General features: G+C 73.2%; 20 protein-coding genes. 9 read left to right on the top strand and 11 right to left on the bottom strand.

Annotated features, from left to right (window positions below; translation table 11 throughout):
* Nucleotides 1–10: 10 nt before the first annotated feature.
* Nucleotides 11–901 carry an NAD(P)-binding domain-containing protein gene (locus AB0L00_RS22800; RefSeq protein WP_364437491.1) on the bottom strand — a complete coding sequence of 297 codons (891 nt, stop codon included), beginning with the start codon at nt 899–901 and terminating at the stop codon, nt 11–13.
* Between the two features lie 97 nt (nt 902–998).
* Between AB0L00_RS22800 and AB0L00_RS22795 the strand changes: the two genes are divergently transcribed.
* Nucleotides 999–1376, top strand: coding sequence for a helix-turn-helix domain-containing protein (locus tag AB0L00_RS22795; protein WP_364437489.1), 378 nt, complete (start codon nt 999–1001; stop codon nt 1374–1376).
* Between the two features lie 33 nt (nt 1377–1409).
* Here the strand turns inward: AB0L00_RS22795 and AB0L00_RS22790 are convergent, their stop codons facing one another.
* On the bottom strand, nt 1410–1640 hold the full coding sequence (locus AB0L00_RS22790) for a DivIVA domain-containing protein (RefSeq protein WP_364437486.1): 231 nt from the start codon (nt 1638–1640) through the stop codon (nt 1410–1412).
* 114 nt (nt 1641–1754) lie between these two features.
* Here AB0L00_RS22790 and AB0L00_RS22785 point away from each other — a divergent pair, with 114 nt between their 5' ends.
* Nucleotides 1755–2378 (top strand): LysE family translocator, encoded by a 624-nt coding sequence (locus AB0L00_RS22785; protein WP_364437484.1) that lies wholly within the window; start codon nt 1755–1757, stop codon nt 2376–2378.
* Here the strand turns inward: AB0L00_RS22785 and AB0L00_RS22780 are convergent.
* The 4 genes from AB0L00_RS22780 to AB0L00_RS22765 form a co-directional block, all read right to left on the bottom strand.
* Complete coding sequence (locus tag AB0L00_RS22780) at nt 2344–3357, bottom strand: hypothetical protein (RefSeq protein WP_364437481.1); 1014 nt, start codon at nt 3355–3357, stop codon at nt 2344–2346. The two genes, AB0L00_RS22785 and AB0L00_RS22780, sit on opposite strands and share 35 nt — an antisense overlap.
* Entirely contained in the window at nt 3354–3851 is a 498-nt protein-coding gene (locus tag AB0L00_RS22775) for a hypothetical protein (RefSeq protein ID WP_364437478.1), read from the bottom strand. The genes AB0L00_RS22780 and AB0L00_RS22775 overlap by 4 nt, the downstream gene beginning before the upstream one ends.
* A gap of 16 nt (nt 3852–3867) precedes the next feature.
* Nucleotides 3868–4191 carry a hypothetical protein gene (locus tag AB0L00_RS22770; RefSeq protein WP_364437476.1) on the bottom strand — a complete coding sequence of 108 codons (324 nt, stop codon included), beginning with the start codon at nt 4189–4191 and terminating at the stop codon, nt 3868–3870.
* 429 nt (nt 4192–4620) lie between these two features.
* Nucleotides 4621–5430 carry an NAD-dependent protein deacetylase gene (locus tag AB0L00_RS22765; RefSeq protein WP_364437903.1) on the bottom strand — a complete coding sequence of 270 codons (810 nt, stop codon included), beginning with the start codon at nt 5428–5430 and terminating at the stop codon, nt 4621–4623.
* A gap of 212 nt (nt 5431–5642) precedes the next feature.
* Here AB0L00_RS22765 and AB0L00_RS22760 point away from each other — a divergent pair, with 212 nt between their 5' ends.
* Nucleotides 5643–5981, top strand: a complete 339-nt coding sequence (locus tag AB0L00_RS22760; protein ID WP_364437473.1) for a HEAT repeat domain-containing protein — start codon at nt 5643–5645, stop codon at nt 5979–5981.
* 620 nt (nt 5982–6601) lie between these two features.
* Here AB0L00_RS22760 and AB0L00_RS22755 read toward each other — a convergent pair.
* A complete protein-coding gene (locus AB0L00_RS22755) occupies nt 6602–7171 on the bottom strand; it encodes a dihydrofolate reductase family protein (protein ID WP_364437471.1) in 570 nt (189 codons plus the stop codon).
* Nucleotides 7172–7442: 271 nt separating this feature from the next.
* Between AB0L00_RS22755 and AB0L00_RS22750 the strand changes: the two genes are divergently transcribed.
* Nucleotides 7443–8696: a phospholipase D-like domain-containing protein gene (locus AB0L00_RS22750; RefSeq protein WP_364437900.1), complete on the top strand. Its 1254-nt coding sequence runs from the start codon at nt 7443–7445 to the stop codon at nt 8694–8696.
* 16 nt (nt 8697–8712) lie between these two features.
* Here AB0L00_RS22750 and AB0L00_RS22745 read toward each other — a convergent pair whose 3' ends face one another.
* Nucleotides 8713–10275, bottom strand: coding sequence for an MFS transporter (locus tag AB0L00_RS22745; RefSeq protein ID WP_364437468.1), 1563 nt, complete (start codon nt 10273–10275; stop codon nt 8713–8715).
* On the bottom strand, nt 10272–10964 hold the full coding sequence (locus tag AB0L00_RS22740; RefSeq protein ID WP_364437465.1) for an LppX_LprAFG lipoprotein: 693 nt from the start codon (nt 10962–10964) through the stop codon (nt 10272–10274). Before AB0L00_RS22740 ends, AB0L00_RS22745 begins: the two co-directional genes overlap by 4 nt.
* Before the next feature lie 242 nt (nt 10965–11206).
* Here AB0L00_RS22740 and AB0L00_RS22735 point away from each other — a divergent pair, with 242 nt between their 5' ends.
* The 4 genes from AB0L00_RS22735 (at nt 11207) to AB0L00_RS22720 (ending at nt 16233) form a co-directional block, all read left to right on the top strand.
* Nucleotides 11207–11929, top strand: a complete 723-nt coding sequence (locus AB0L00_RS22735) for a response regulator transcription factor (RefSeq protein ID WP_364437462.1) — start codon at nt 11207–11209, stop codon at nt 11927–11929.
* A gap of 309 nt (nt 11930–12238) precedes the next feature.
* On the top strand, nt 12239–13369 hold the full coding sequence (locus AB0L00_RS22730; protein WP_364437459.1) for a HAMP domain-containing sensor histidine kinase: 1131 nt from the start codon (nt 12239–12241) through the stop codon (nt 13367–13369).
* A 240-nt stretch (nt 13370–13609) separates the two neighbouring features.
* Nucleotides 13610–14215, top strand: a complete 606-nt coding sequence (locus AB0L00_RS22725; protein ID WP_364437456.1) for a hypothetical protein — start codon at nt 13610–13612, stop codon at nt 14213–14215.
* An 89-nt stretch (nt 14216–14304) separates the two neighbouring features.
* A complete protein-coding gene (locus AB0L00_RS22720) occupies nt 14305–16233 on the top strand; it encodes a hypothetical protein (RefSeq protein WP_364437453.1) in 1929 nt (642 codons plus the stop codon).
* A gap of 39 nt (nt 16234–16272) precedes the next feature.
* Here AB0L00_RS22720 and AB0L00_RS22715 read toward each other — a convergent pair whose 3' ends face one another.
* Nucleotides 16273–17475: a PP2C family protein-serine/threonine phosphatase gene (locus AB0L00_RS22715; RefSeq protein WP_364437450.1), complete on the bottom strand. Its 1203-nt coding sequence runs from the start codon at nt 17473–17475 to the stop codon at nt 16273–16275.
* 42 nt (nt 17476–17517) lie between these two features.
* On the opposite strand from AB0L00_RS22715, the gene AB0L00_RS22710 reads away from it, so the two are divergent.
* Nucleotides 17518–18105, top strand: a complete 588-nt coding sequence (locus AB0L00_RS22710) for a MarR family transcriptional regulator (RefSeq protein WP_364437447.1) — start codon at nt 17518–17520, stop codon at nt 18103–18105.
* On the opposite strand, the gene AB0L00_RS22705 is transcribed toward AB0L00_RS22710, so the two are convergent.
* Nucleotides 18097–20376 carry a SpoIIE family protein phosphatase gene (locus AB0L00_RS22705; RefSeq protein WP_364437444.1) on the bottom strand — a complete coding sequence of 760 codons (2280 nt, stop codon included), beginning with the start codon at nt 20374–20376 and terminating at the stop codon, nt 18097–18099. The genes AB0L00_RS22710 and AB0L00_RS22705 overlap by 9 nt on opposite strands.
* Nucleotides 20377–20424 lie beyond the last annotated feature (48 nt).

Genomic DNA, 20424 nt, shown 5'->3' with positions numbered 1-20424 from the left:
TGCGCGAAACTCAGCCGACGGGCGCGGTCCGGCGGGTGAGCAGATCGATGACGCCCGTGGTGTCCTCGTCACCGTGCCCGTCGGCGAGGCGGCGCTTCATCAGGTCGACGTACGGGGCGAGCAGCTCGGGGCTCACCCCCTGCTCCTCGGCCGTGCGCAGCAGCGTCGCCGTGCCCGCCACCTGCATGGCGAGGTTCGAGACGACGCCCTCGGTGTAGTCGCCGCTCGTCAGGTGCTCGGCCGTTCCGTGCACCGAGGCGGTCATGGCGGTCAGCCAGCCCGCGAGCAGCGACGCGAACTCCTTCGGCGCGACGTCCTCCCCGCGGATCAGCGCGAACGCGTGCGCGGCCCCCGCGAACATCCCGTACATCGCGCTCAGCAGGGCCACGTCGTGCAGGGCCGCCAAGCCGGGGTCCGCGCCGACGTACCGGGTGCCGAGCGGCACCTCCAGGATGTCCCGCCGCGCCTCGAACAGCGCGTGGGAGCCGCTGTAGAGGACATAGCCGCCGGCGCCGGGCACTCCGGCCATCGGCGGGACCGCCATGATCCCGCCGTCCAGGAAGCGGGCACCGCGCGACCGCGCCCACTCGGCACGCGTCCGCGCCTGGCCGGGCGTGCCGGTCGTGAGGTCGACCAGGTCCTTGCCGGTGAGGTCCGTGTCCGCGAGGGCCGTGCCGACCGAGGCGTCGTCGAGCAGGCAGACCACGACGAGGTCGTTCGCGGCGACGGCCTCGGCGGCGGTGGCGGCGACCGTCGCGCCCGCGGCGGCGAGCGGTTCGGCCCGGGCGGCGGTGCGGTTCCACACGGTGAGCGGATGTCCGGCGGCGAGCCAGGCGCGGGCGAGCGCGGTGCCCATGGTGCCGAGCCCGAGAATTGTGAGAGGGGTTCTGTTCGAGTTCATGCTGGTTAGGCTCGTGGGCGGCCCAAAGGTGAACAAGTACGCACTTCGAGGTGGGTGGTCACCTCCGGGTAAGCGAGCAGGCAGGAGGGGTGGAGAGTTGGCGACCGTGCGAAGGCCCGGGGCCTACGTCTGCGGCATCGACGCGGCGATGGACGTCATCGGCGGGAAGTGGAAGGTGCTCATCCTCTGGGCCCTCAACGAGCACCCCTGCCGGTTCGGCGAGTTGCGCCGGCACCTGCCGGGCGTCACGGAGAAGGTCCTCGCCTCGCACCTGCGCGAACTCGAGGAGGACGGCATCGTGCACCGCGAGGCGTACGACGAGGTGCCGCCCCGCGTGGAGTACTCCCTGACCCCGCTCGGCGTCTCGCTGAACACCGCGCTCGCCCCTCTCGGCGCGTGGGGCCGGGAGAACATCCTCGGCGGGACCTACCCCCACACCGCGGACGAGGAGCACTCCGCCCGCGGCGCGAGGTGAGCCGCTCCACGGCCGCCGCCGGCTGTCCGGCGCTCAGGGACCGAAGAGATCCCCGAGGAGCCCTTGTCCGTCGTCCGGGGGGCTCGCCGGGGCCCCGCTCTCCGCGAGATACCGATCCACCTGGCGGCGGTCGTAACCCCGAAGCGCCATGTCGAAGACGGGAGGGGGCGTCGTTCCGGCGGGCTCCTGCGCGAGCCGCCGGAGGTACTCGTCGACCTGGCGGCGGTTGTAGCCGCGCAGCACGATGTCGAACGCCTGGTTCATCGGAACCTCCTGGGCCTTGATCGTCCTTACTTAGGACGGTCGCGCGGATGGTCCGGTTTCCACGGCGGTGATTGGATCTGGGGCCGGGCCGGTGCCCGGCCTAACGTGCGTGCGGTGACACATCCGATCCTGTTCCTGCTGGCGTCGCTCACTCTCGTCGCCATCCCCGGGCCGAACCACCTGTACATCACGACGCGGAGCGTGGGCGAAGGACGCCGAGCCGGCATCGCCTCGGCGTTCGGCGTCGAGACCGGCACACTGGTGCATGTCGCCGCGGCGGCCGCCGGCCTGTCCGCGCTCGTGGCCGCCTCGGCGACGGCGTTCGGGGCGCTGCGCTACGCGGGCGCCGCCTACCTGGTCTACCTTGCCGTACGGGCCTTGCGGAGCGGAGACCACGACGGGCCGGTGCTGGAACCACGGCCGCTCCGCCGTGTCTACCTCGACGGAGTGCTGGTCAATCTCCTGAACCCGAAGGTGATCCTGTTCTTTCTGGCCTTCCTGCCGCAGTTCGTGGACGAGCGGATAGGGGCGGTGCCGGCGCAGATCGTCGTCATGGGATGCACGACGGCCCTCATCGGACTCGTGTCCGACATCGCGTACGCCGTCGTGGCCGGATCGGTCGGGCACCGGCTGCGCGGCAGCCGGGCCTTCCAGCGCAGGCAGCGGTACGTGACCGGCGCCGTCTACCTCGGGCTCGGCGCGCTCACCGTGTTCGCCGGTCCCGGCCAGCGGCGATGACGACGCCGTCGCCGATGCCGCCCGTCCTCAGGGCCGGGGGACGAGTGAGGCCATCAGGAGCAGCGCCGGTGCGATCGCGCCGACGAGGTACAGCGGGTAGCGGGCCGGACATCCGGGCGGTGTGCCGGGCGACCAGCCGCGCGTCCATCGAGGGGCGAGCAGCGGCCACGTCGCCAGGAGCGCCAGGGCGACGACCAAGAGCGGACGGCCGTCGACGAGGAAGGCGCGGATGCCCCGCGTCAATTCCAGCGCCGTGTCCGGCACGGAGTTCCCGATCATGAGGAATGCGGGCGTCGCGGCGACGATCGTGACGGCGAGCTTGACGACCAGCGCGGCGAACGAGGTTCGGCCGCAGCGTGAAGAAGATGGTCGCGGGCAGGATCTCGGCGAGGAGGAACGCCGGCGCCCAGACGCGCACCAGCCAGGGGAAGGGGCTGCCGAGTCCGACGATCAGGTGGTCCCTTTGCCGTACGTGTGCGATCTCGTGCAGGAGCACGGCCTGGGCGGCCGCGCGGTCCCGGCGCCACAGGGCGGCCATCGGCTGGAACACCGCGATCCGGGCGCGCCGGAGCCCGACCGGGTAGACACGGGCGAGCCGTCCCGGCCGGAGGGTGGCCCGTAGCTCCACGCCCGGCGCGTACGCCTGGACGAAACGTCGCATCTCGGCCATGACCGGCCGGTCGTCGGGGACGAGGCCGGACCTCCGTTCCACCCAGCGTGCGCGCACGGCGGGCAGCGCGACGCCCGCCACCCCGGCGGTGAGGAAGGCGACCGGAAGCAACTCCACCGCGGCGAAGATCTTCAGGAGGGTGAAGGAGGCGAGGGAGGTGAGCGCGGGGGACACCGACCCGTGACCGCTGTAGTCGGCGAGCTGCCGATGCCACGCACCGATCGAGTCGGGGACGCCGATGGCGAGGTACCCGATGAGGAACAGCCAGATCCACGGGGGTGTCGCGGTGTCGACGCCCCGTCGGGTCAACGCCGTCCGCCGTCCAGGCGACGGAGGAAGTCCTCGGCGCCCACGGCGTCGGTGACCATCTCCTCGAGGATCTCGCGGGCCAGGTGCTCGGCCCGGTCGGGCGGGAGGCCGACGGCCCGGAGCCGGTCGCGCAGCTCGACGTACGCCCGGGTCAGCGCCGTGCGCGCGTCATCCGGGGCATCGGCGGGCGGCCGCCGGGCCCCGCGCAGTGAGACCAGCAGGCTCGCGACGGCGACGAGATTCCCGACGTCCTGGGTGCTCAGCGCGTGAACGATGAATCGTCCGGTGTCCGCCAGAGCCGCGAGGACGACGGGCAGCTCACCGGCGGCGCTCCCCGGCCCGAACCCGCCCGGCTCCGTGCCCGGCCGGTCGAAGAGGGCCCGCCGGGCGCCGTCTCCGGCCGCGTAGGCCTCGCCCACATCGGCGGCGAAGTCGATCTCGTCCGGGGCGACCCTCCGGGCGATGCGCTCCGCCCATTCCGCGACGGTGTCCACGTGCGATTCTCCTCCGTCACCCGGTGGCGACGGCGACCGTGCCGCCGTACGCCGCGCCCCTCGCCGAGCTGAAGCGCTGGTCGTCCACCACCGCGCCGTACCCGGCGCCGGTGATGAGCCTGAACCGGACGACGCGGGGATCCGCCGACAGGTCCATCGTCCCGACCAGCTCGGCGTGGGCGCTGCCTCCGGCGTTGGCGGCCGCGCCGTGCGCGGAGAACGCGAGCGTCGAGCCGTTCACCTGGTAGGTGCCGTGCAGCGGGAACAGGTCGGTGCGGACGTCCGAGGTGGTGAACGCGAACGTTCCGTCCCGGCCGAACTCCCAGACGGCGTCGGCCACCCGGGAACGTTCGGACGGGATCCAGGCCGGGTTCCCCTGGTACTGCGCGAACGCGGTGACCCGCGCGACCCGGTACGTCCCCGCGAGGTCCGCGGACCCGACGGGCGAGGAGCCGGCGGGTGAGGAGGCGTCCCCGGAGCCGTCGTCACTCGGCCCGGGGGAGGCGGCGGGGGACGAGTCCCCCGCCGACGGGCTCGCGGGATCCGCGGAGTCCTAGGGAGCCGCCGTGGATGAGCCGACCACGGGAGGCGGACTCGTCGCGGCGACGGGCTTCCGGGACGTCCCACCGCACCCGGCCAGCAGCAGGCAGCCGACCGCCATCCCGATTAAGCGCCATTCCATGACGCAACGGTCTCGCTGGGTGACATCCCGCACCATCACCATATGGCGTAGTTCGTCTACGTTCGGCGAACGGGAGCGGACAAGGCCTCAGCGCGGACCCAGCTCGCGGAGGAGCGCGGTGAGGGTCGCGCCCAGGGGGGCGTCCAGGGTCAGCAGCGCCTCGGCGTCGCCCCGGGTGACGCCGCGGTTGACGATCGCGACCGGTATCGACCGCTCCGCCGCCCGGCGGACGAACCGGTATCCGGACATCACCGTCAGCGAGGACCCGAGAACGAGCAGGGTGCCCGCGTGTTCGGTCAGGGCGTAGCAGTCGTCGACGCGCGGGCGCGGGACGTTCTCGCCGAAGAAGATGACGTCCGGCTTCAGCACGCCACCGCAGTCCAGGCAGTCGACCGTGGTGAACGAGTCGATCCGGTCGTCGTCGAGGGCGGCGTCGCCGTCCGGGTTGATCACGGTGGCCTCGCCGTCCCAGCCGGGGTTGGCCGCGTGCAGGCGGTCGTCCAGCGCCTCGCGCGGGGTGCGCCGACCGCATCCGAGGCAGAGGACGCGGTCGAGGCTGCCGTGCAGTTCGATGACGTCACGGGCGCCGCCGGCCTGGTGCAGGCCGTCGACGTTCTGGGTGATGACGCCGACGACCAGACCACGACGCTGCAGCTCGGCCACTGCCCGATGGCCGGGGTTGGGCGCGGCCCGCGCGACGTGCCGCCACCCGAGGTGGCTGCGCGCCCAGTAGCGGCGGCGGGCCGCCTCGCTGCCGACGAAGGTCTGGTACGTCATCGGCTCGGCCCGCCGGCGGCGCCCGGTCTCTCCCCGGTAGTCGGGGATCCCGGACTCGGTGGACAGGCCGGCTCCGCTGAGGACCACGACGTCACCGTCGGCGACCAGGTCGACCAGCATCGCGAAGGCGGTGTCGAACGTCGGATCCGCTCCGAGGAGCACCGTCCCACCGTGTCCGCCGACGGACCGACCGCCCTCGTTCTCCGCCCCAGTCACCCTTCCATGATGCTCGATGACCATCCCTGCCCGGAACGCCGGGGGAGGCGGGTGATCGTCAGAGGATGCCTCTACGATGCGGTCCGTCATGACCACCCGGTGCCGAGGATGACCTGATGGCGAACCAGCGTGTTGAACGGGCCCTGGAGTCGATGCGGAGCCCGGAGCCGGCGCTCCGCGCGCAGGGCTTCGACTTCCTGCGCGAGCACGCGGACGCGTACGTCGACGACATCGTCGTCGCGTTCGGCCAGGAGCGGGACGACGACCTGCGCTGCCTGCTGCTCGAACTCGTCGCCGAGGCCCGGTCACCCGACGCGCTGGCGTTCCTGGCCGACCAGCTCGACAACGACGACGAGTCGCTGCGGTTCTGGGCCATCAGGGGCCTGGAGATGCTCGACGGCGCCCCGGCCCGTCAGGCCCTCCACCGCGCACGCGTCAACGGCTGGATCGCCTGACGGCGCACGCCACCGCGCGCGTTCAGGCTGCGCGGCAACCGGCTCTCGTGGAGCAGGCGTGGTCTGGGCGAACCGAACGACCACTTGGACTGTCCGTGCCAGACCACCGCCTGCCCGAACGCCGCATGGCAGCAGACCCGGCGTGACACGGCCCTGCCGGCCGTGGCCCCCTGACGCGGGCGCACGGCCGAGGGCCGTCAGTCGGCCGAACGACGGGTCAGCCGTTGCAGCCGCAGGAGCATCCCTTGGAGCAGGAGCAGCTGGAGCCGTGACCGCATGAACATCCGCGTCTCATGCCCCGAGCGTGCGCCCACCGCCCGCCGAGAGCAAGGGCAGAACCCTGTTACCCACGTCACCGCGAGAGCGGTCGATCACCCGGCGACGGAGATGCCCGCCTTCGCCGCGAGCCCAGCGGCGAAGGCCACCGGACGTAAGGCTCGGTGAAGCCACCGGAAGCCGGTCTTCTATCAGGACGAACCAACCGGCAGAGCGAGTTTTCGCCGAGCCTTGCGCCCGGCCCCGAGTGCGCGGGAAGTGGTCGGCCGTGATCCTTGGCGGATGCTGTCGATAGGTGGCGGCATCCGCCAGTGATCAGCGCGGAGGACCGGCCGGTCAGGACGTCAGTGCCGGCGCTCGTAGTGCAGGAGGACGGATGCGCCGTCGAAGGTGCGCGAGTCGACGAGTGTCAGGTTGAGGCGGTCCTTCAGGCCCGGGAGCAGCCGCGGGCCGCCGCCGAGGACGACGGGGTGGACGACGACGCGAACGTCGTCGAGCAGGCCGAGTTCGGTCAGTGACGCGGCGGCCTCCGAACCGCCGGTCAGCAGGATGTCCCGGCCCGGCTGCCGCTTCAGTTCCGCGACCTCCTCGGGGAGGTTCTTCCCGATGACGCGGGCGCCATGGTCGGCCTTGTCCAGGGTGCGGGACATCACGACCTTCGGGGTTCGGCGCCAGTAGGGCGCGAACGTCCGGGCGTGGTCGTCGGCGGTGGTGGGGTCGGCGTCCGCCGTCGGCCAGTAGGAGGCCATGCCCTCCCAGACCACGCGCCCGTACAGGAGGGTGTCGACCTGCTCGTTCATCGCGTTCGAGTAGCCGAACAGTTCCGGACCCACCGTCGGCCAGTCGAACGCTCCGCCCGGCCCCGCGACGTGCCCGTCGATCGAAACGTGGACCCAGTAAACGATCTTTCGCATGGCGAGCTCCTCGGTTCGTCGTGGCGTCTCCGGCGGGCGCCGTCACGGGAGAGTCGGAGCCGCCGAGGGGTTCTCGACATCACGGCGGAGAAGTACTTTTGCCGAGTTCCTGAAAGATCTTCCCGGCCCGGGAGTATCGCCGACAATTTTTACCTTTTTGTCCTGTTCTGGACCTCGATTGCCGGATGTCCGTTCCTGTACGATTCCCGGCACTTGGGCGCTGACCTGCGGTTTCTTCGCCCGGGTCCCCAGAACAGGAGTACTCGTGACGATGCGGTGGACGGCGAGGGTGGCGGTGCTCACCGTGTGCGGACTGGCGGCCGGGGTGGTGCCGCCCGGGCTCGCCGCGCGGGCGGCCTCCGGCCGGACTCCAAGGGCGACTCCCGGGCCGGTCGCCGGGCAGCCCGGCGGGGACGGGAAGGGTGCCTCGGTCGTCCGGCCGGGACCCACCTTCAACTCGCCCCAGGCCGGCTCCGCCAAGCGGGACGCGATCGCCGACCAGGTCGCCCGGCTGATCGCCGGGACGCCGGCCGGGGAGACGATCGCCATCGCGATGTACCACTTCGCGAGCCTGGACACCGCCCGGCAACTGGTCGCGGCCAGCCGGCGCAAGGTCCACGTCCAGGTCGTGCTCGATCACGAGTCGACGGCCTACGCCGCGTACAAGAAGCTGCATGCCGGCCTTGGGACGAACACCAAGAAGCGGTCTTGGGTCGTCACCTGTCGCCGGGACCGCGGTTGCATCGGCCCCAGTTTCAACCACAACAAGTTCTTCCTCTTCTCCTCGACGCTGGGTGCCAAGGACGTCGTGGTGCAGACCTCGGCCAACGCCACGGACGGCGCTCGCGACACCCAGTGGAACGACGCGCTCACCATCCAGGACACCGCGGTGCACGCCGCCTACCTGCGCTACTTCCAGGACCTCGCCGCCCAGCACGCGACCGGGGACTACCACCGCACCGTGCAGGCCGGGGCGTACCGGCTCGACTTCTTCCCGTGGGCGAAGGGCGATCCGATCAGCGACGCCCTCGACAAGGTGTCCTGCGCCGGCGGCACGCGCGTGCGGCTGAGCGTGGGCCACTTCACGTGGAAGCCGATCGCCGCGAAGCTCTGGAAGCTCGACGACGAGGGTTGCCGCGTGCAGGTGGTCTTCGACCAGATCGGCCGGCGGGTCGCCCGCCGGCTGACGAAACCGGGCGGCCGTAACGGCAACCCCGAGATCCGCTACCTGTCGGAGAACGCCAACGTCTACGCGCACTCGAAGTACCTGCTGATCGACGGCGGCTACCAGGGGACCCGGCAGAAGGTCGTCTTCACCGGCAGCCCCAACTACACCGAGGTCGGCTTCCACGCGCACGACGAGGCGATGATCACCATCGCGGACGGCGCGATGGAGGACCGGTACGCCGCCAACTTCACCGGGGTCTTCGACCACGCCCACCCGGTGAAGGCCACCGACGTGAACTCCGTGCCGGAGGCGGTGTACGACCAGGGCGGCGACAGCACGCCCGTCGCGACCGAGTGACCCGGGGACCGCGCGGTCAGGCGGACGGCGGGTCGGCGGAGACCGGGACGGACGGGTCCTCGACGGGCTCGTTCACGGCGTCCGGGGCGGTGCCGCCGACCGCCAGGCCGAGGACGGCCGCGAGGACGCACACCCCGGCGGTCGCCCAGAAGACGTCGGCGTACTCGGTGTGCAGGGCGGCCTTCACCGCGGCCAGGTAGGCGGCCATGCGGTGGGCGAACTCCGCCGACGACACGCCGATCGGCAGCGGTGTGACGAGGTGCGCGGTCAGCGCGTGGAAACGGAAGAAACCCCAGGCGCTCAGGCCCGCAACGCCGAGCAGCATGCCCATCATCCGGGCGACCACGACGGCGGCCGACACGACGCCGTGCCGTACGGCCGGGACGGCCCGCAGCGCCACCGACGACAGCGGCGCGATCACCAGGCCCAGACCCAGTCCGGCGACGGCGAGGTCCACGCCGACCCGGGAGACGGCGAACAGCCCCAGGTCGTAACGGAGACCCTCGGCCCGTACCGGCCAGGCGGCGATCCGGGCGTAGCCGCCGGCGGCCACGAGCATGCCGCCGGCGACGATCCAGCGTTCGGGGCACCGCCGGGCGAGCAGCCCGCCGGCCAACGCGGTCACCGCCAGCGGGACGAGGAAGCGGGCGAGCAGGAAGGCACCGCCGGTCGAGTTCCGGCCGAACAGCGTCTGCGCGATCAGTTGGACGTCGACGAGCGTGATCATCAGGGCCGCTCCCGACAGCAGGCTGACGCCGAGGACGGCGAACAGCCCGCCGCGCCGGGCGCCGCGCAGGTCGAGCAGCCGGGTCCGGGCCCGCGCCTCCCAGCCCGCGAACGCGGCGATCACGACGACTCCGGCGATGACGCACGGCACTCCCCACGAGGGCAGCGCCGACCGCTGCGGGTCCGGGTTGTACAGGCCGGCGACGAGCAGACCCAGCCCGCCGGCCAGCAGCAGGCCCCCGATCACGTCGACGCGCGTCGATGTGGACGGGCGTCCCCGTGGCACGGCCCACCAGACCGCCGCCATGGCGAGCAGCGTGATCGGGATGTTGATCCAGAAGATGCCGCGCCAGCCGACCAGCGCGGCCACCCCGGCCCCGTACAGCGGGCCGAGGACGCTGCCCAGTTCCTGCAGCGCGCCGACCGCGCCGAGCACGGTGGACCGGCGCCGCTCGTCCCACAGGTCGCCCGCCAGCGCCATCGTGATCGGCAGCAGGGCCCCGCCGGCGAGGCCCTGGATCCCACGCCCGGCGATCAGGACGGGCAGGGAGCCGGCCAGCGCCGTCACGGCCGAGCCCGCGGCGAATCCCGCCAGGCACGCCTGCACCATGACCTGACGGCCGAACCGGTCGGACAGCATGCCGAGCAGCGGCATGCCCGCCACATAACCGAGCAGGAAGGCCGTGACGACCAGACTCGCGTGCTCGATGTGGTTCACCGGAACGCCGAGGTCGCCGACCATCGTCACCAGGACGGTCACGACGACGTACGCGTCGATGGCGGCGAGCAGGACGACCACGCCGCCGACGCCGAGGGCGATCCGCCGGGATCCGCCCGGCCGCCTCAGGTTCACTTGGCCGGGGCGGTGATCGAGAAGGGCTTGTTGAAGTCGGTGAAGGTGACCGTGGCCGTGCCGGGCTTGTCGCCGCTCTTCGCGGGCACCTTCACGTCGGCCTTCAGCACGCGGTGGTCGGCCTTGGAGATGGACAGCTCCGCGGGCGTGTCGGCCGTGATGCCGGGGACGAGCCGCGACAGCGGTTCCTTCGCGAGCGTCGCGTCGACCTGGTAGCAGTCCTGCCCGGCGACCTTCTGCCGGCCCTTCGTGCTGGCGTTCTTCGCGGTGGACAGCAATGGCACGAGCCCGCGGTTCGGGTCGAGCACGGCGGACGGGTCGTAGATCCCCGCCACCCGGGACAGCGGCTGCTGTTGCCATCCTCCGGTCAGGCCGCGCAGATAGGCGGTCTTGCCGAGGACGACGAAGTCCAGCTGGATCGACAGGCCCAGCTGGGTGGTCTTGGCCGACCCCTGGGCGTCGCCGTTGCGCAGCAGCTTCGCGTCCGCGCTGTCGACCTTGAGATCGGGATGGCCCGAGGTGCGCAGTGCGAAGGCCAGGCTGGTCACCGCCCGCGTCGCGGTGGCCGCCTGCTGGAGCAGCGTCCCGCCGGGCGGGTTCTTCCCGGATCCGCCGTCACCGCCGCATCCGGTGGCCAGGGCGGACGTGAGCGCGACGAGGCAGGCGAGCTTCGCCCGGAGTGATGACATACGGGAAACATATCGATCCCGATGGCCCCGACGTGGGCGCATGGGCGCTCTCGGGCCGCGTCGTCCCGCCGATGGACGGTGCGTCGCGCCCCCGGCCCGCGTCCTCTCGCCGACGCGGGGGATGCCCGGTCCCCGGCACGGGGCGTCGCGCCGGCGGGAGGGGCGGTGCCGCCGGCCCGCGTCCACCACCGAATCGGGCGAAACGCCCGCTATCCGGATAGCTCGTCCTTACACTCCGGACCGTGGACAACCCCGCCGAGGTGTTGGTCGTCGACGACGATCCGATGGTGGCCGAGGTGGTCACCGCGTATCTGACCCGCGCCGGCCTGCGGGTCCGCCGCGCGGCCGACGGCCCGTCGGCGGTGGCGTCGGCCGAGGCGCACCTCCCGGATCTGGTGGTGCTGGACCTGATGCTGCCCGGACTGGACGGCTTCGAGGTGTACCGCCGGATCCGCGAACTCGGCCCGGTCCCGGTGATCATGCTGACCGCGCGCGGGACGGAGGGCGACCGGGTACGGGGGCTGGAACTCGGCGCCGACGACTACGTGACCAAGCCGTTCAGCCCTCGGGAGCTCGTGCTGCGCGCCCGGTCGGTACTGCGCCGCGCGTACCCGCCCCCGGCGGAGACGCCCGAAGCGCCGCCCGCCCCCGCGACCCGGACCATCGGCGACCTCACGCTCGACGTCGCGGGCCGCCGCGCCGTCAAGGCGGACGAGCCGCTGGCGCTGACGAGCCGGGAGTTCGACCTGCTCGCCTTCTTCGCCGACCGTCCCGGGCAGGTCTTCACGAGGACCGAACTGCTTCAGCACGTCTGGGGCTGGGAGTTCGGCGACGAGTCGACCGTCACGGTGCACGTCCGGCGGCTCCGCGAGAAGGTCGAGGACGACCCGCACCGGCCCCGGCTCATCGTCACGGTCTGGGGCGTCGGCTACCGCTTCGACCCTCCGACGGAGGAGGGCACATGAGCGAGCGGAGCGAGTGAATCAATGAGCACAGCGCCTCCGGTCCCTCCTCCGACGAAGGAGGGCGCATGGCCGAGCGGAGCGAGTGAGTCAATGAGCACAGCGCCTCCGGTCTCTCCTCCGACGAAGGAGGGCGCATGAGCGAGCGGAGCGAGTGAATCAATGAGCACAGCGCCTCCGGTCCCTCCTCCGACGAAGGAGGGCGCATGGCCGAGCGGAGCGAGTGAATCAATGAGCACAGCGCCTCCGGTCTCTCCTCCGACGAAGGAGGGCGCATGGCCGAGCGGAGCGAGTGAATCAGAAGGAGGGCGCGTGAGTGACGACGTCTGCGTCATCGTGATCGGCGGTGGCTCCGCCGCGGCGGTCGGGCTCGTCGGCCTGGCGGTGATGCGGGCGCTGCGCGGCCGGTCCCTGCGGCTCGCGCTGTTCGCGCTGGCGGTGTCCAGCGTGCTGGCCATGGTGACGGGTACCGTCGTCGCCGCGCAGGAGATGTTCATCTCTCCGGAGGATTTCGGCGTCCTCCTGACCGTCTGCGTCGCCTCCGGGATCGTCACCTCGGCGATGGCCCTGCTGCTGGCGCGCGCCATGGTCGCCGACAGCCGTACGCTGCGCCGCGCCGTGCGGGCTCTGGGGCACGGGGCCGCGCCCGGGGCCGACGGGAGCCTGTCGACGGCGGAGATGGGCGAGTTGAGCCGGGAGCTCAGCCTCACCAGCGCGCGGCTCGCCCAGGCACGGGAGCGGGAGCGCGGCCTCGAACGTTCCCGCCGGGAACTCGTCGCCTGGGTCTCCCACGACCTGCGGACGCCGCTCGCCGGGCTGCGGGCCATGGTCGAGGCGCTGGAGGACGGCGTGGCCCCCGAGCCGGCCCGCTACCACACGCAGATGCGGCTCGCCGTCGACCGTCTGTCCGGCATGGTCGACGACCTGTTCATGCTGTCCCGCATCCACGCCGGGGCGCTCGCCCTCTCTCCGGAGTGGGTCACCCTGGCCGACCTGGTCGACCAGGCGGTCGCCGGGACCAATCCGCTCGCCCGTGCGCAGGGCGTCCTGCTGGGCGCCGAGGTCGGCGACCCGGTCGTCGTACGGGCGGACGTGCGGGAACTCTCGCGGGCGCTGACCAATCTGGTGGTCAACGCGATCCGGCACACGCCCTCGGCCGGTTCGGTGCTCGTCGAGGCCGGCCGGCGTCACCAGCACGCGGTTCTGGCGGTGTCCGACGCGTGCGGCGGCATCCCGCCCGACGACCTGGGCCGTGTCTTCGACGTCGCCTGGCGCGGCACCGCCGCCCGTACGCCCGAACCCGACTCCGGGGCGGGCCTGGGCCTGGCGATCGTACGCGGCATCGTCGAGGCGCACTCCGGCGCGGTCGAGGTGCGCAACACCGACCACGGCTGCCGGTTCGAGGTGCGGCTCCCGCTGTCCGCGGTCCCGTACGGAGCGTGACATGTACGGCGCGTCGCCGCAGGTCACGGCGCGAGCGACGCCGCCGGTGCGGTCGGCCGCGAAATATTACGAGATTCGAACACGGCCGCCGATGAGCCCTGCGGGCCCTGGCCGCTCCCTACATTCCTCAGCGGCACTACCGGCGCGCGATCGCGGATCAGGCGGGGCGCGACGTCGCACGGCAGTCCCGCCAGGCGGTCCCCGTACGGGGCCGCGGACGACGGAGCAAGGAGCGACCCCGTGCAGAGAAAGACGAAGGTCACCGGCCTGAGCCTGGCCGGGCTGGCCACGGCGGGCGTGGCGATCGCCGCGATCGGGACCGGCCCGTCCATCACGGCGGCCCGGGATGCCGGCCAGGACCGCGCTTACCCCGCCTCCCACGACACCGGGCAGACCACCGCCCGGCTCTCCGGCACCGCCCGGCGGCGCACCAGACCCGCGACCGTGGCGCTGACGTCCCGATACACGGTCCGGAACGCGCGGGCGGGCCGTTCCGTCGCGGTCCTGCGCAAGGTCGGGAGCCGGTGGCGCGTCGTGGGCGCCCTTCGCGCGGCCGACCGGCGGGTGCGCGGCGCGGCCGTCTCCGTGCGCCGCCCGACCACGGTCGTCGCCGTCGTGGGGCATCAGGCGGTCCGCCTCGTCGTCCCGCCGCGCGCGGTGGTGGTCGTCGCCGACAACGGCCGGATCGGCGTGGTGGGGTCGCGCTTCCTCCGGAAGGTGACACCCCCGGCCCCGCCCCCGTCGGCACCGCCCACGCCGCCCACCACGACTCCCGTACCGGCGGCGACCGGCTCGCAGGCTCCCGTCGTCGGCGGCCTGAGGAGCCGGGTCTCCACCAAATGGTGACACGTCGCCCCCGCGTGCCCTGACCACGGTCACGAGCGATCCCCGCGGACCACGCCCCGAGCCTCGCCGGTCTCTCGAGAGGACACCGAATGTCGTACCTGGAAAGGTCGAACTGGAAGGACCCGAACCGCTCGCGGCGGTTCCGCCTGTTCATCCCGCTCGCGGTCGCGCTGGTCCTCGCCGCCGGTTCGGCCGTGGCCCTCACCGCGAAGATGGGGCTCACGGCGTTCGGCGGCGCGCCCAACTGTCCGAGCGCGAGCGCCACACCGACCCACCGACCACCCAGGACCGGCCCCGGCCGCCGCAGGCTCCCGCGCAAGGGCGCCGAGGAGGTCAAGGTCGGGGCCACGCCCGCCGCCTCGCCGACCGTTCCCCCGCCCGGCGGCGCGGCGGCGGGCCCCTCCGCCGGGGCAGGGACGGCGGCCCCCGGCAGCGCACCGTCCACCGGTGCGTCGAGCGCGGACCCGGGGACCGCCGCTCCCTCCCCGGCGGCCCGGGCCGCGACCCGGCTCGCGCCGGCCGCCGTCGCACCGGCCGCGGCGCCGTCGTCCGGCACCGCGATGCCGGACGCCGCCGGACGGCCGTCCGCCGACAGCGCCGCCCCGGACGCGAGCGCGCGGCCGTCGGCGGGAACCCCCCTGCCGAGCGCCGACGGTTCGGCGGGCACGGCCGGACCGGCCCCGAGCGGGAGCGCGGCGTCCGGGAGCGCCGAACCGGCCTCGCGTAGGCGGCCGAGCACCACGCCGAGTTCCTGCCCGAGCCCGACTCCGACGGGCGGCGCAGGCGCGCCAGCGGCCGATCCCGACCCCAACTGCACGCTGATCGTCCCCGCCGACCCGTTGAGCGCCCGTGGCCTGGCCACGCCGTACCAACTGACCGCCACGAACGCGGGGATGGGCCCGTGTAACGAGGCGAACGTCAACCAGTCGGCGTTCGTGCAGGCGACCATCATCGACCCGGCGACCGGGAAGCTGTCGGTTTACAGCCCGCTGGTGGTGGACCGGGGCACGCGGCCCGCCGCCGCGCCGGTGACACCCGCCCTCCCGGCGGGCGCCGTCGTGGGCATCTGGTTCGGCTTCAACGGCGACGCCCTCACCCTGCGTGGCACGGGAGGCGGCCTGCAGCGGGGCAGGTGCGTGAACGGCCTGGGCGGCTCGGTCTTCGGCCAGTTCGCCCACTGCAACGCCCCGGCGTTCTTCCGGGCCGCCAACGCCGCGATCCGGGCCCGGAGATTGACCGTGCCGGCGCTGGGCACGGCCAAGGACGGCATGCCCTGCATGTCGACGCGTGACTTCGCGCTCGTCGACCAGGACCAGAGCGACAACGTCCAGACGACCTACCTCGCGACGGCCGACGGACGGATCGCGCAGAACACCGCGGCGAACAAGGGCGGGCTGGCCGGCGCCCAGACGCTCGCGAACCCGAGTGACAACGCGCTGCTGGACGTCTTCGTCGACCCGGCCCTCGGCTGCACGCCGTGGACGGCGCCCGACCTCGCCAACCCCGGTACCGTGGTGACGTCCCTGGCGCTGGACGAACTGCAGGCCGCCGCCCACCAGGCGACGCCGAGCGCGCTGGTCCCGCTGAACAACCCGATGACCCTGGTGAACGACCGGATGAGCACGGCCAAGACGAACCTGTACCGGGCCGGGGTCGACCAGCCCCCGCTGCCCGCCGGGCAGTCGCCCGCGGCGTACTGCCGCGGCATGGACACCGTCCAGGCCGCGCGGCTGCGGAAGGACATGCGCCTGCTGGCGGGCCAGGCCAGCCCGATGCCGGACGCGGCCGACAGCCTGTTCACCTTCCTGGGCATGCGGCTGCAGCAGTCGTTCGGCAACCTGGCCTGCCAGAACTTCGGCCTGACCAACCCGGTGGCGAAACTGACGACGAAGGGCGGCGTCGTGACGGGCGTCACCTTCGCCGGAGACGCCGGCCAGGGCGGGAACGGCGGTGCCGGGCCGGGGAACGGTGGCAAGGGCGGCGGACCGCGCCACCACGGTCCGGGCCCGCAGGGCTGACCGCCCGCCCGCGCGATCGCGTACGAGGCCGGGGGCTCGTCAACGGCCCTTCCAGTCGAGGCAGACCACGACGGCGTCGTCGGCGAGCTGGGTGCCCTGGTGGCGCTCCACGAACCGCTGCAGCAGCGTGCGGACCAGGTCCGCCGGAGGCTGGAGCCGCGACTCGGCGAGGTCGCGCATGAGGAACTCCTCCTCATAGCCCGCGCGGGCACCGGGCAGGTGCGCGGCGTGCATACCGTCGCTGACGATGACGAGACGGTCGCCGTGCCGCACGGTGAACCGCTCCTCGGTGTACGGGGTGTCGCCGAACATCCCGAGCGGCAGCTGCCGGTCGAGCGGCACCCGCTCGACGGTTCCGCCCCGGATCCGGTAGACCACGGGTGAGCCGGCGTCCACGGCGGTGACCACACCGGTCGCCAGGTCGATGCTGAGCAGCAGGGTGGCGACGTGCTGCCGGCCGCCGTAGTGACGGAAGATCGTCTCGTCGGCCAGCCCGCACTGCTCGAGGAGGTCACCGCCCGAGCGGCGGGCGTTGCGCATCGCACCCACCGCGAGCTGGGTCAGGAGTGCGGAGGCGGTCCCCTCACCCATCCCGTTGGTCACCGAGATGAGGAGGGTGTCGCGGGCGGCGCTCCAGTCGAAGTTGTCGCCGGCCACCGCGTAGGCGGGCTCGAGCTGACCGGCGAACTCGTACTCCGGGGCCGAGCCGACGCGGCCGGGCAGCAGCTCCCACTGCATCTCCGCGGCGAGGGTCAGACGTTCCCTGCGGCGGGCCTGCCGGTAGCGGTCGGTGGCGCGGTCGGCGATCTCCAGCGCCCGGCTCAGCGTCGCGGCCAGGTCGAGGAGTTCGGTCCGCTGCTCGGCGGACGGGATGTCGGGCAGCGTGATGCGCAGGATGCCGAGCCGGTTGCCGAGGACGGTCAGCGGGAGATGCAGGAGCCGCCGGGTGCCGGGAGAGGCCGTGGCGGGCGGCTCGAGCACGGGTTCACCGGTGGCGAGGGCCCGGCCGCTGGGGCTGCCGGCCAGCGCGATCGGCGCCTGCCCGGAGGCGACCGGCTGCAGGTAGGCCATCCGGTAGTCGGTCAGGTAGATCTCCGCGGCGTCGGTGTCGCACAGCTTGCGTACGGTCTCCTCGGCGACGTCGGCGAGCTCGTGCGGGGCCGCCAGCCAGATCCGGCGTTCGGCCTCGCGGAGGGCGTTACCGTCCCCCAGGCCTCCGCGGCCTGACTGTTCGTACGACATGGCGATCCGCCTTTCCGTCACGGAGTATGCGAAAGTGTGAACATGGCCAGTGCGCACCAGCCCATCGACCGGCAGGCCGCCATCGTCGAAGCGTATGCGGCGGCGCTGGTCAACGCGTGGGACCGGGCCCAGGAGATCGCCGGCTTCGGCGTCTCGGCGACGCAGTTGCGCGCCCTCGCCATCATCGACCGCAACCACGAGATGACGATCAGTGCGCTCGCGGCGGAGCTGGGCACGCTGCTGTCGTCGGCGAGCCGGTTGTGCGACCGGCTGGAGGCCGCGGGACTGATCTCCCGGGACATCGATCCGGCCGATCGCCGCTCCGTGGCCGTCTCCCTGAGCCGGAACGGCAATGCCGTCTTCGCCCAGCTCCGCGAGCGCCGGCAGGCCGAGTTCGCCCGCGTCCTGCGCGAGATGCCGGCCGCCGCCCGTGAGGCGCTGATCGAAGGCATGGCGGGTTTCCACGCCGCGGCCGGCGAGCCGTCCGCGGACGGTTCGATCTCCACGGCGCTCGGTTTATTCGACCGCGCACGCCGGCGCTTCCCGCATTCCGCCCCGACGCCGACCCGCCGGGTGGGCCGCCATGGCCACCAGGCCGGCGTCCGCCGCCGGTCGTCCGGGTCACCGTAGGTGGATCGTGACCAGGCAGGTGTCGTCATTGGTGTTCGCGCTGGTGCCGCCGAGCAGATGGTCGCTGAAGCTCTCCGCGTCGCCGACCGGCCGGCCGGCGAGGCGGATGAGCGCCTGGAGGGCCTCGTCGAGCGGCATGTCCCGGCGTTCGACGAGGCCGTCGGTGAACAGCAGGAGCGCGTCGCCGAGTTCGAGGGTGGTCGTGGCCTCTTCGTAGACGGCGTCCGGGGTGAGGCCGAGGAGGAAGCCGGCGGGCAGCGGCAGCAGCCCGGCGCTGCCGTCCCGGACGAGGACGGGTGGCAGGTGACCCGCCCGAGCCCACCGCAGTGAGCGCTCGGTGGGGTCGTACAGGGCGCAGATCGCGGTGGCGAACGTCCCTCCGGTCAGGTGGTAGGCGACGTTGTTCAACATCGCGAGGAGCTCGGCCGGGCCAGCACCGGTGATCGCCAGGCCGCGAAGGCCGTTGCGCAGGGCGACCATCCCCGTCACCGCGTCGAGCCCGTGGCCGGCGATGTCGCCGACGGCGAGCAGCACCTTCTTGCCCGGCAGCACCACGGCGTCGTACCAGTCGCCGCCCACGAGATGCCCGCCACCGGCGGGCCGGTAGCGGACGGCGACGTCGAGGCCGGCGGCGCTGACCGGCTGGACGGTCGGCGGCAGGATCGCCTCTTGCAGGTGCAGCGCCAGGCGCTCCTGGTCCTCGGCGCGCTGTTCGGTGTCGGCGAGCCGGTCCTGGGTCGCCGCGAGGGCGACCTCGGAGTGGTAGTGGGCCGACACGTCCTGGTACGCGCCCCGGATCGCGACGACCGTCCCGGCCGGGTCGGTGACCGGCTCGGCGAAGGCGCGGATCTGGCGTACGGACTCGTCGGACCGGAGGAGCCGGAACGTCGCGAAGGACGGCCGGTGCAGCAGCAGCAACTGGTCGCGGAATCGCCGTACGGTCGCCTGATCCTGCGGGGTGACGTGGTGGGACAGATCGTCCAGCCCGATGGCCGGGGCGGAGGGCGGCAGCCCGAACAGCGCGAAGGTCTGCTCGGTCCACATGATCTGCCCGCTCACGAGGTCGTGCTGCCAGGCGCCGATCCGGCCGAGCCGCTGCACCTGTTCGAGGAGGGCGCCGGCGGCGCCGATCCGCCCGCCGTCCGCCCAGGTGAGGACGAGCCGGTCGAAGATCCGCGCGACGCGGGCCCGGTGGACCGGCTCGCCGGCGGCACCGGGGATCGACCACTCGGCCTCGGCAGGTCGGCCGGTCGCCAGGACGTCGATGCCGACGTCGATCGGTCCGCCGGGCAGCGCCGTCTGCGGGGAGACGTGCGACAGGCGCTGTCCGAGGAGGCTCCGGGCGGAGTATCCGGTCACCCGGGGCGTGTTGCGGCCGAGCCGATCGATGCGCAGGTCGACGACCCGACCGGAGGGGTCACGGACGGGGCTCAGCAGCAGGAACGAATCGCTCAGGGCGGTGAGCACGGCGCCGGCGTCGAGCGCCCGGTCGTCGTCGGCCGACCCGGGCCGGGTGTCGAGCGTCCGCGCGCACACCTCGGCGAGCGCGGTGAGCTCGGAGCGTACGGCCGGGCTGAAACCGGGCAGCCCGGCCGCCCAGCGGATCTCCAGCACGCCGACGCGGCCGCCGTCGGCGGACAGGGGGAGAACGGCCCGCGCCCCGTCCTGCCCGGCACCCGTCAGCGGGGGAACCCCGCGCCGCCGGCCGGCCCCGCCGGGCCACCAGATCGGTGCGTCGCCGCGTACGACGCGTTGCTGCAGGCTGTCCAGCTGCGGTGGGATGCGCCGCCAGTGCCCGCGCTCGAGCGGGTCGAGCCCGACCGCGCCTGCGAGTTCGAGCGCGCCGTCGGGGCGCAGCGCCCACAGCGCGGCGGCGACGGCGCCGGACAGTGAGAGGGTCTCGTCGAGGAGCGCCGCCGCCATTCCGTCACCGTCCTCGGCGTGGACGACGGCGACCTCGGCCAGCCGGGGGCTCGCCGTGGGCCGGCCCTCGGCGGCGCCCCGCCGGGCCGCCTCGGCCAGCGGGTCGTCCGCGGCGAGGTTCACCAGGTCCGCCGCCAGGTCGACGAGGGACGTGCCGGTGCCGGCCGCGAGGCGCGCCAGGTGCCCGAGCGCCTCGGTGGGGGAGCAGCCCAGCCGGTCGACGAGGATGCCCGTGGCGACGTCCGTGAGCGCGCGGGCCGCGGTCCGGTCGCGCGTCTCGTCGAGGAGCCGGCGCTGCTCGGCGAGAAGGGCCGTCAGCCGGATGACGTCATCCGGCGGAACCGTCATGCCGGCTCCGCCGCGTGTACGTTGGGCGTCACGCGACGCCTGCGGGAT

This window comes from Actinoallomurus sp. NPDC052308 (genome assembly GCF_040679195.1).
GTDB lineage: Bacteria > Actinomycetota > Actinomycetes > Streptosporangiales > Streptosporangiaceae > Actinoallomurus > Actinoallomurus liliacearum.
Note: the sequence above shows the minus strand (reverse complement) of the source record. Positions and strands in the feature narration are given on the sequence as shown.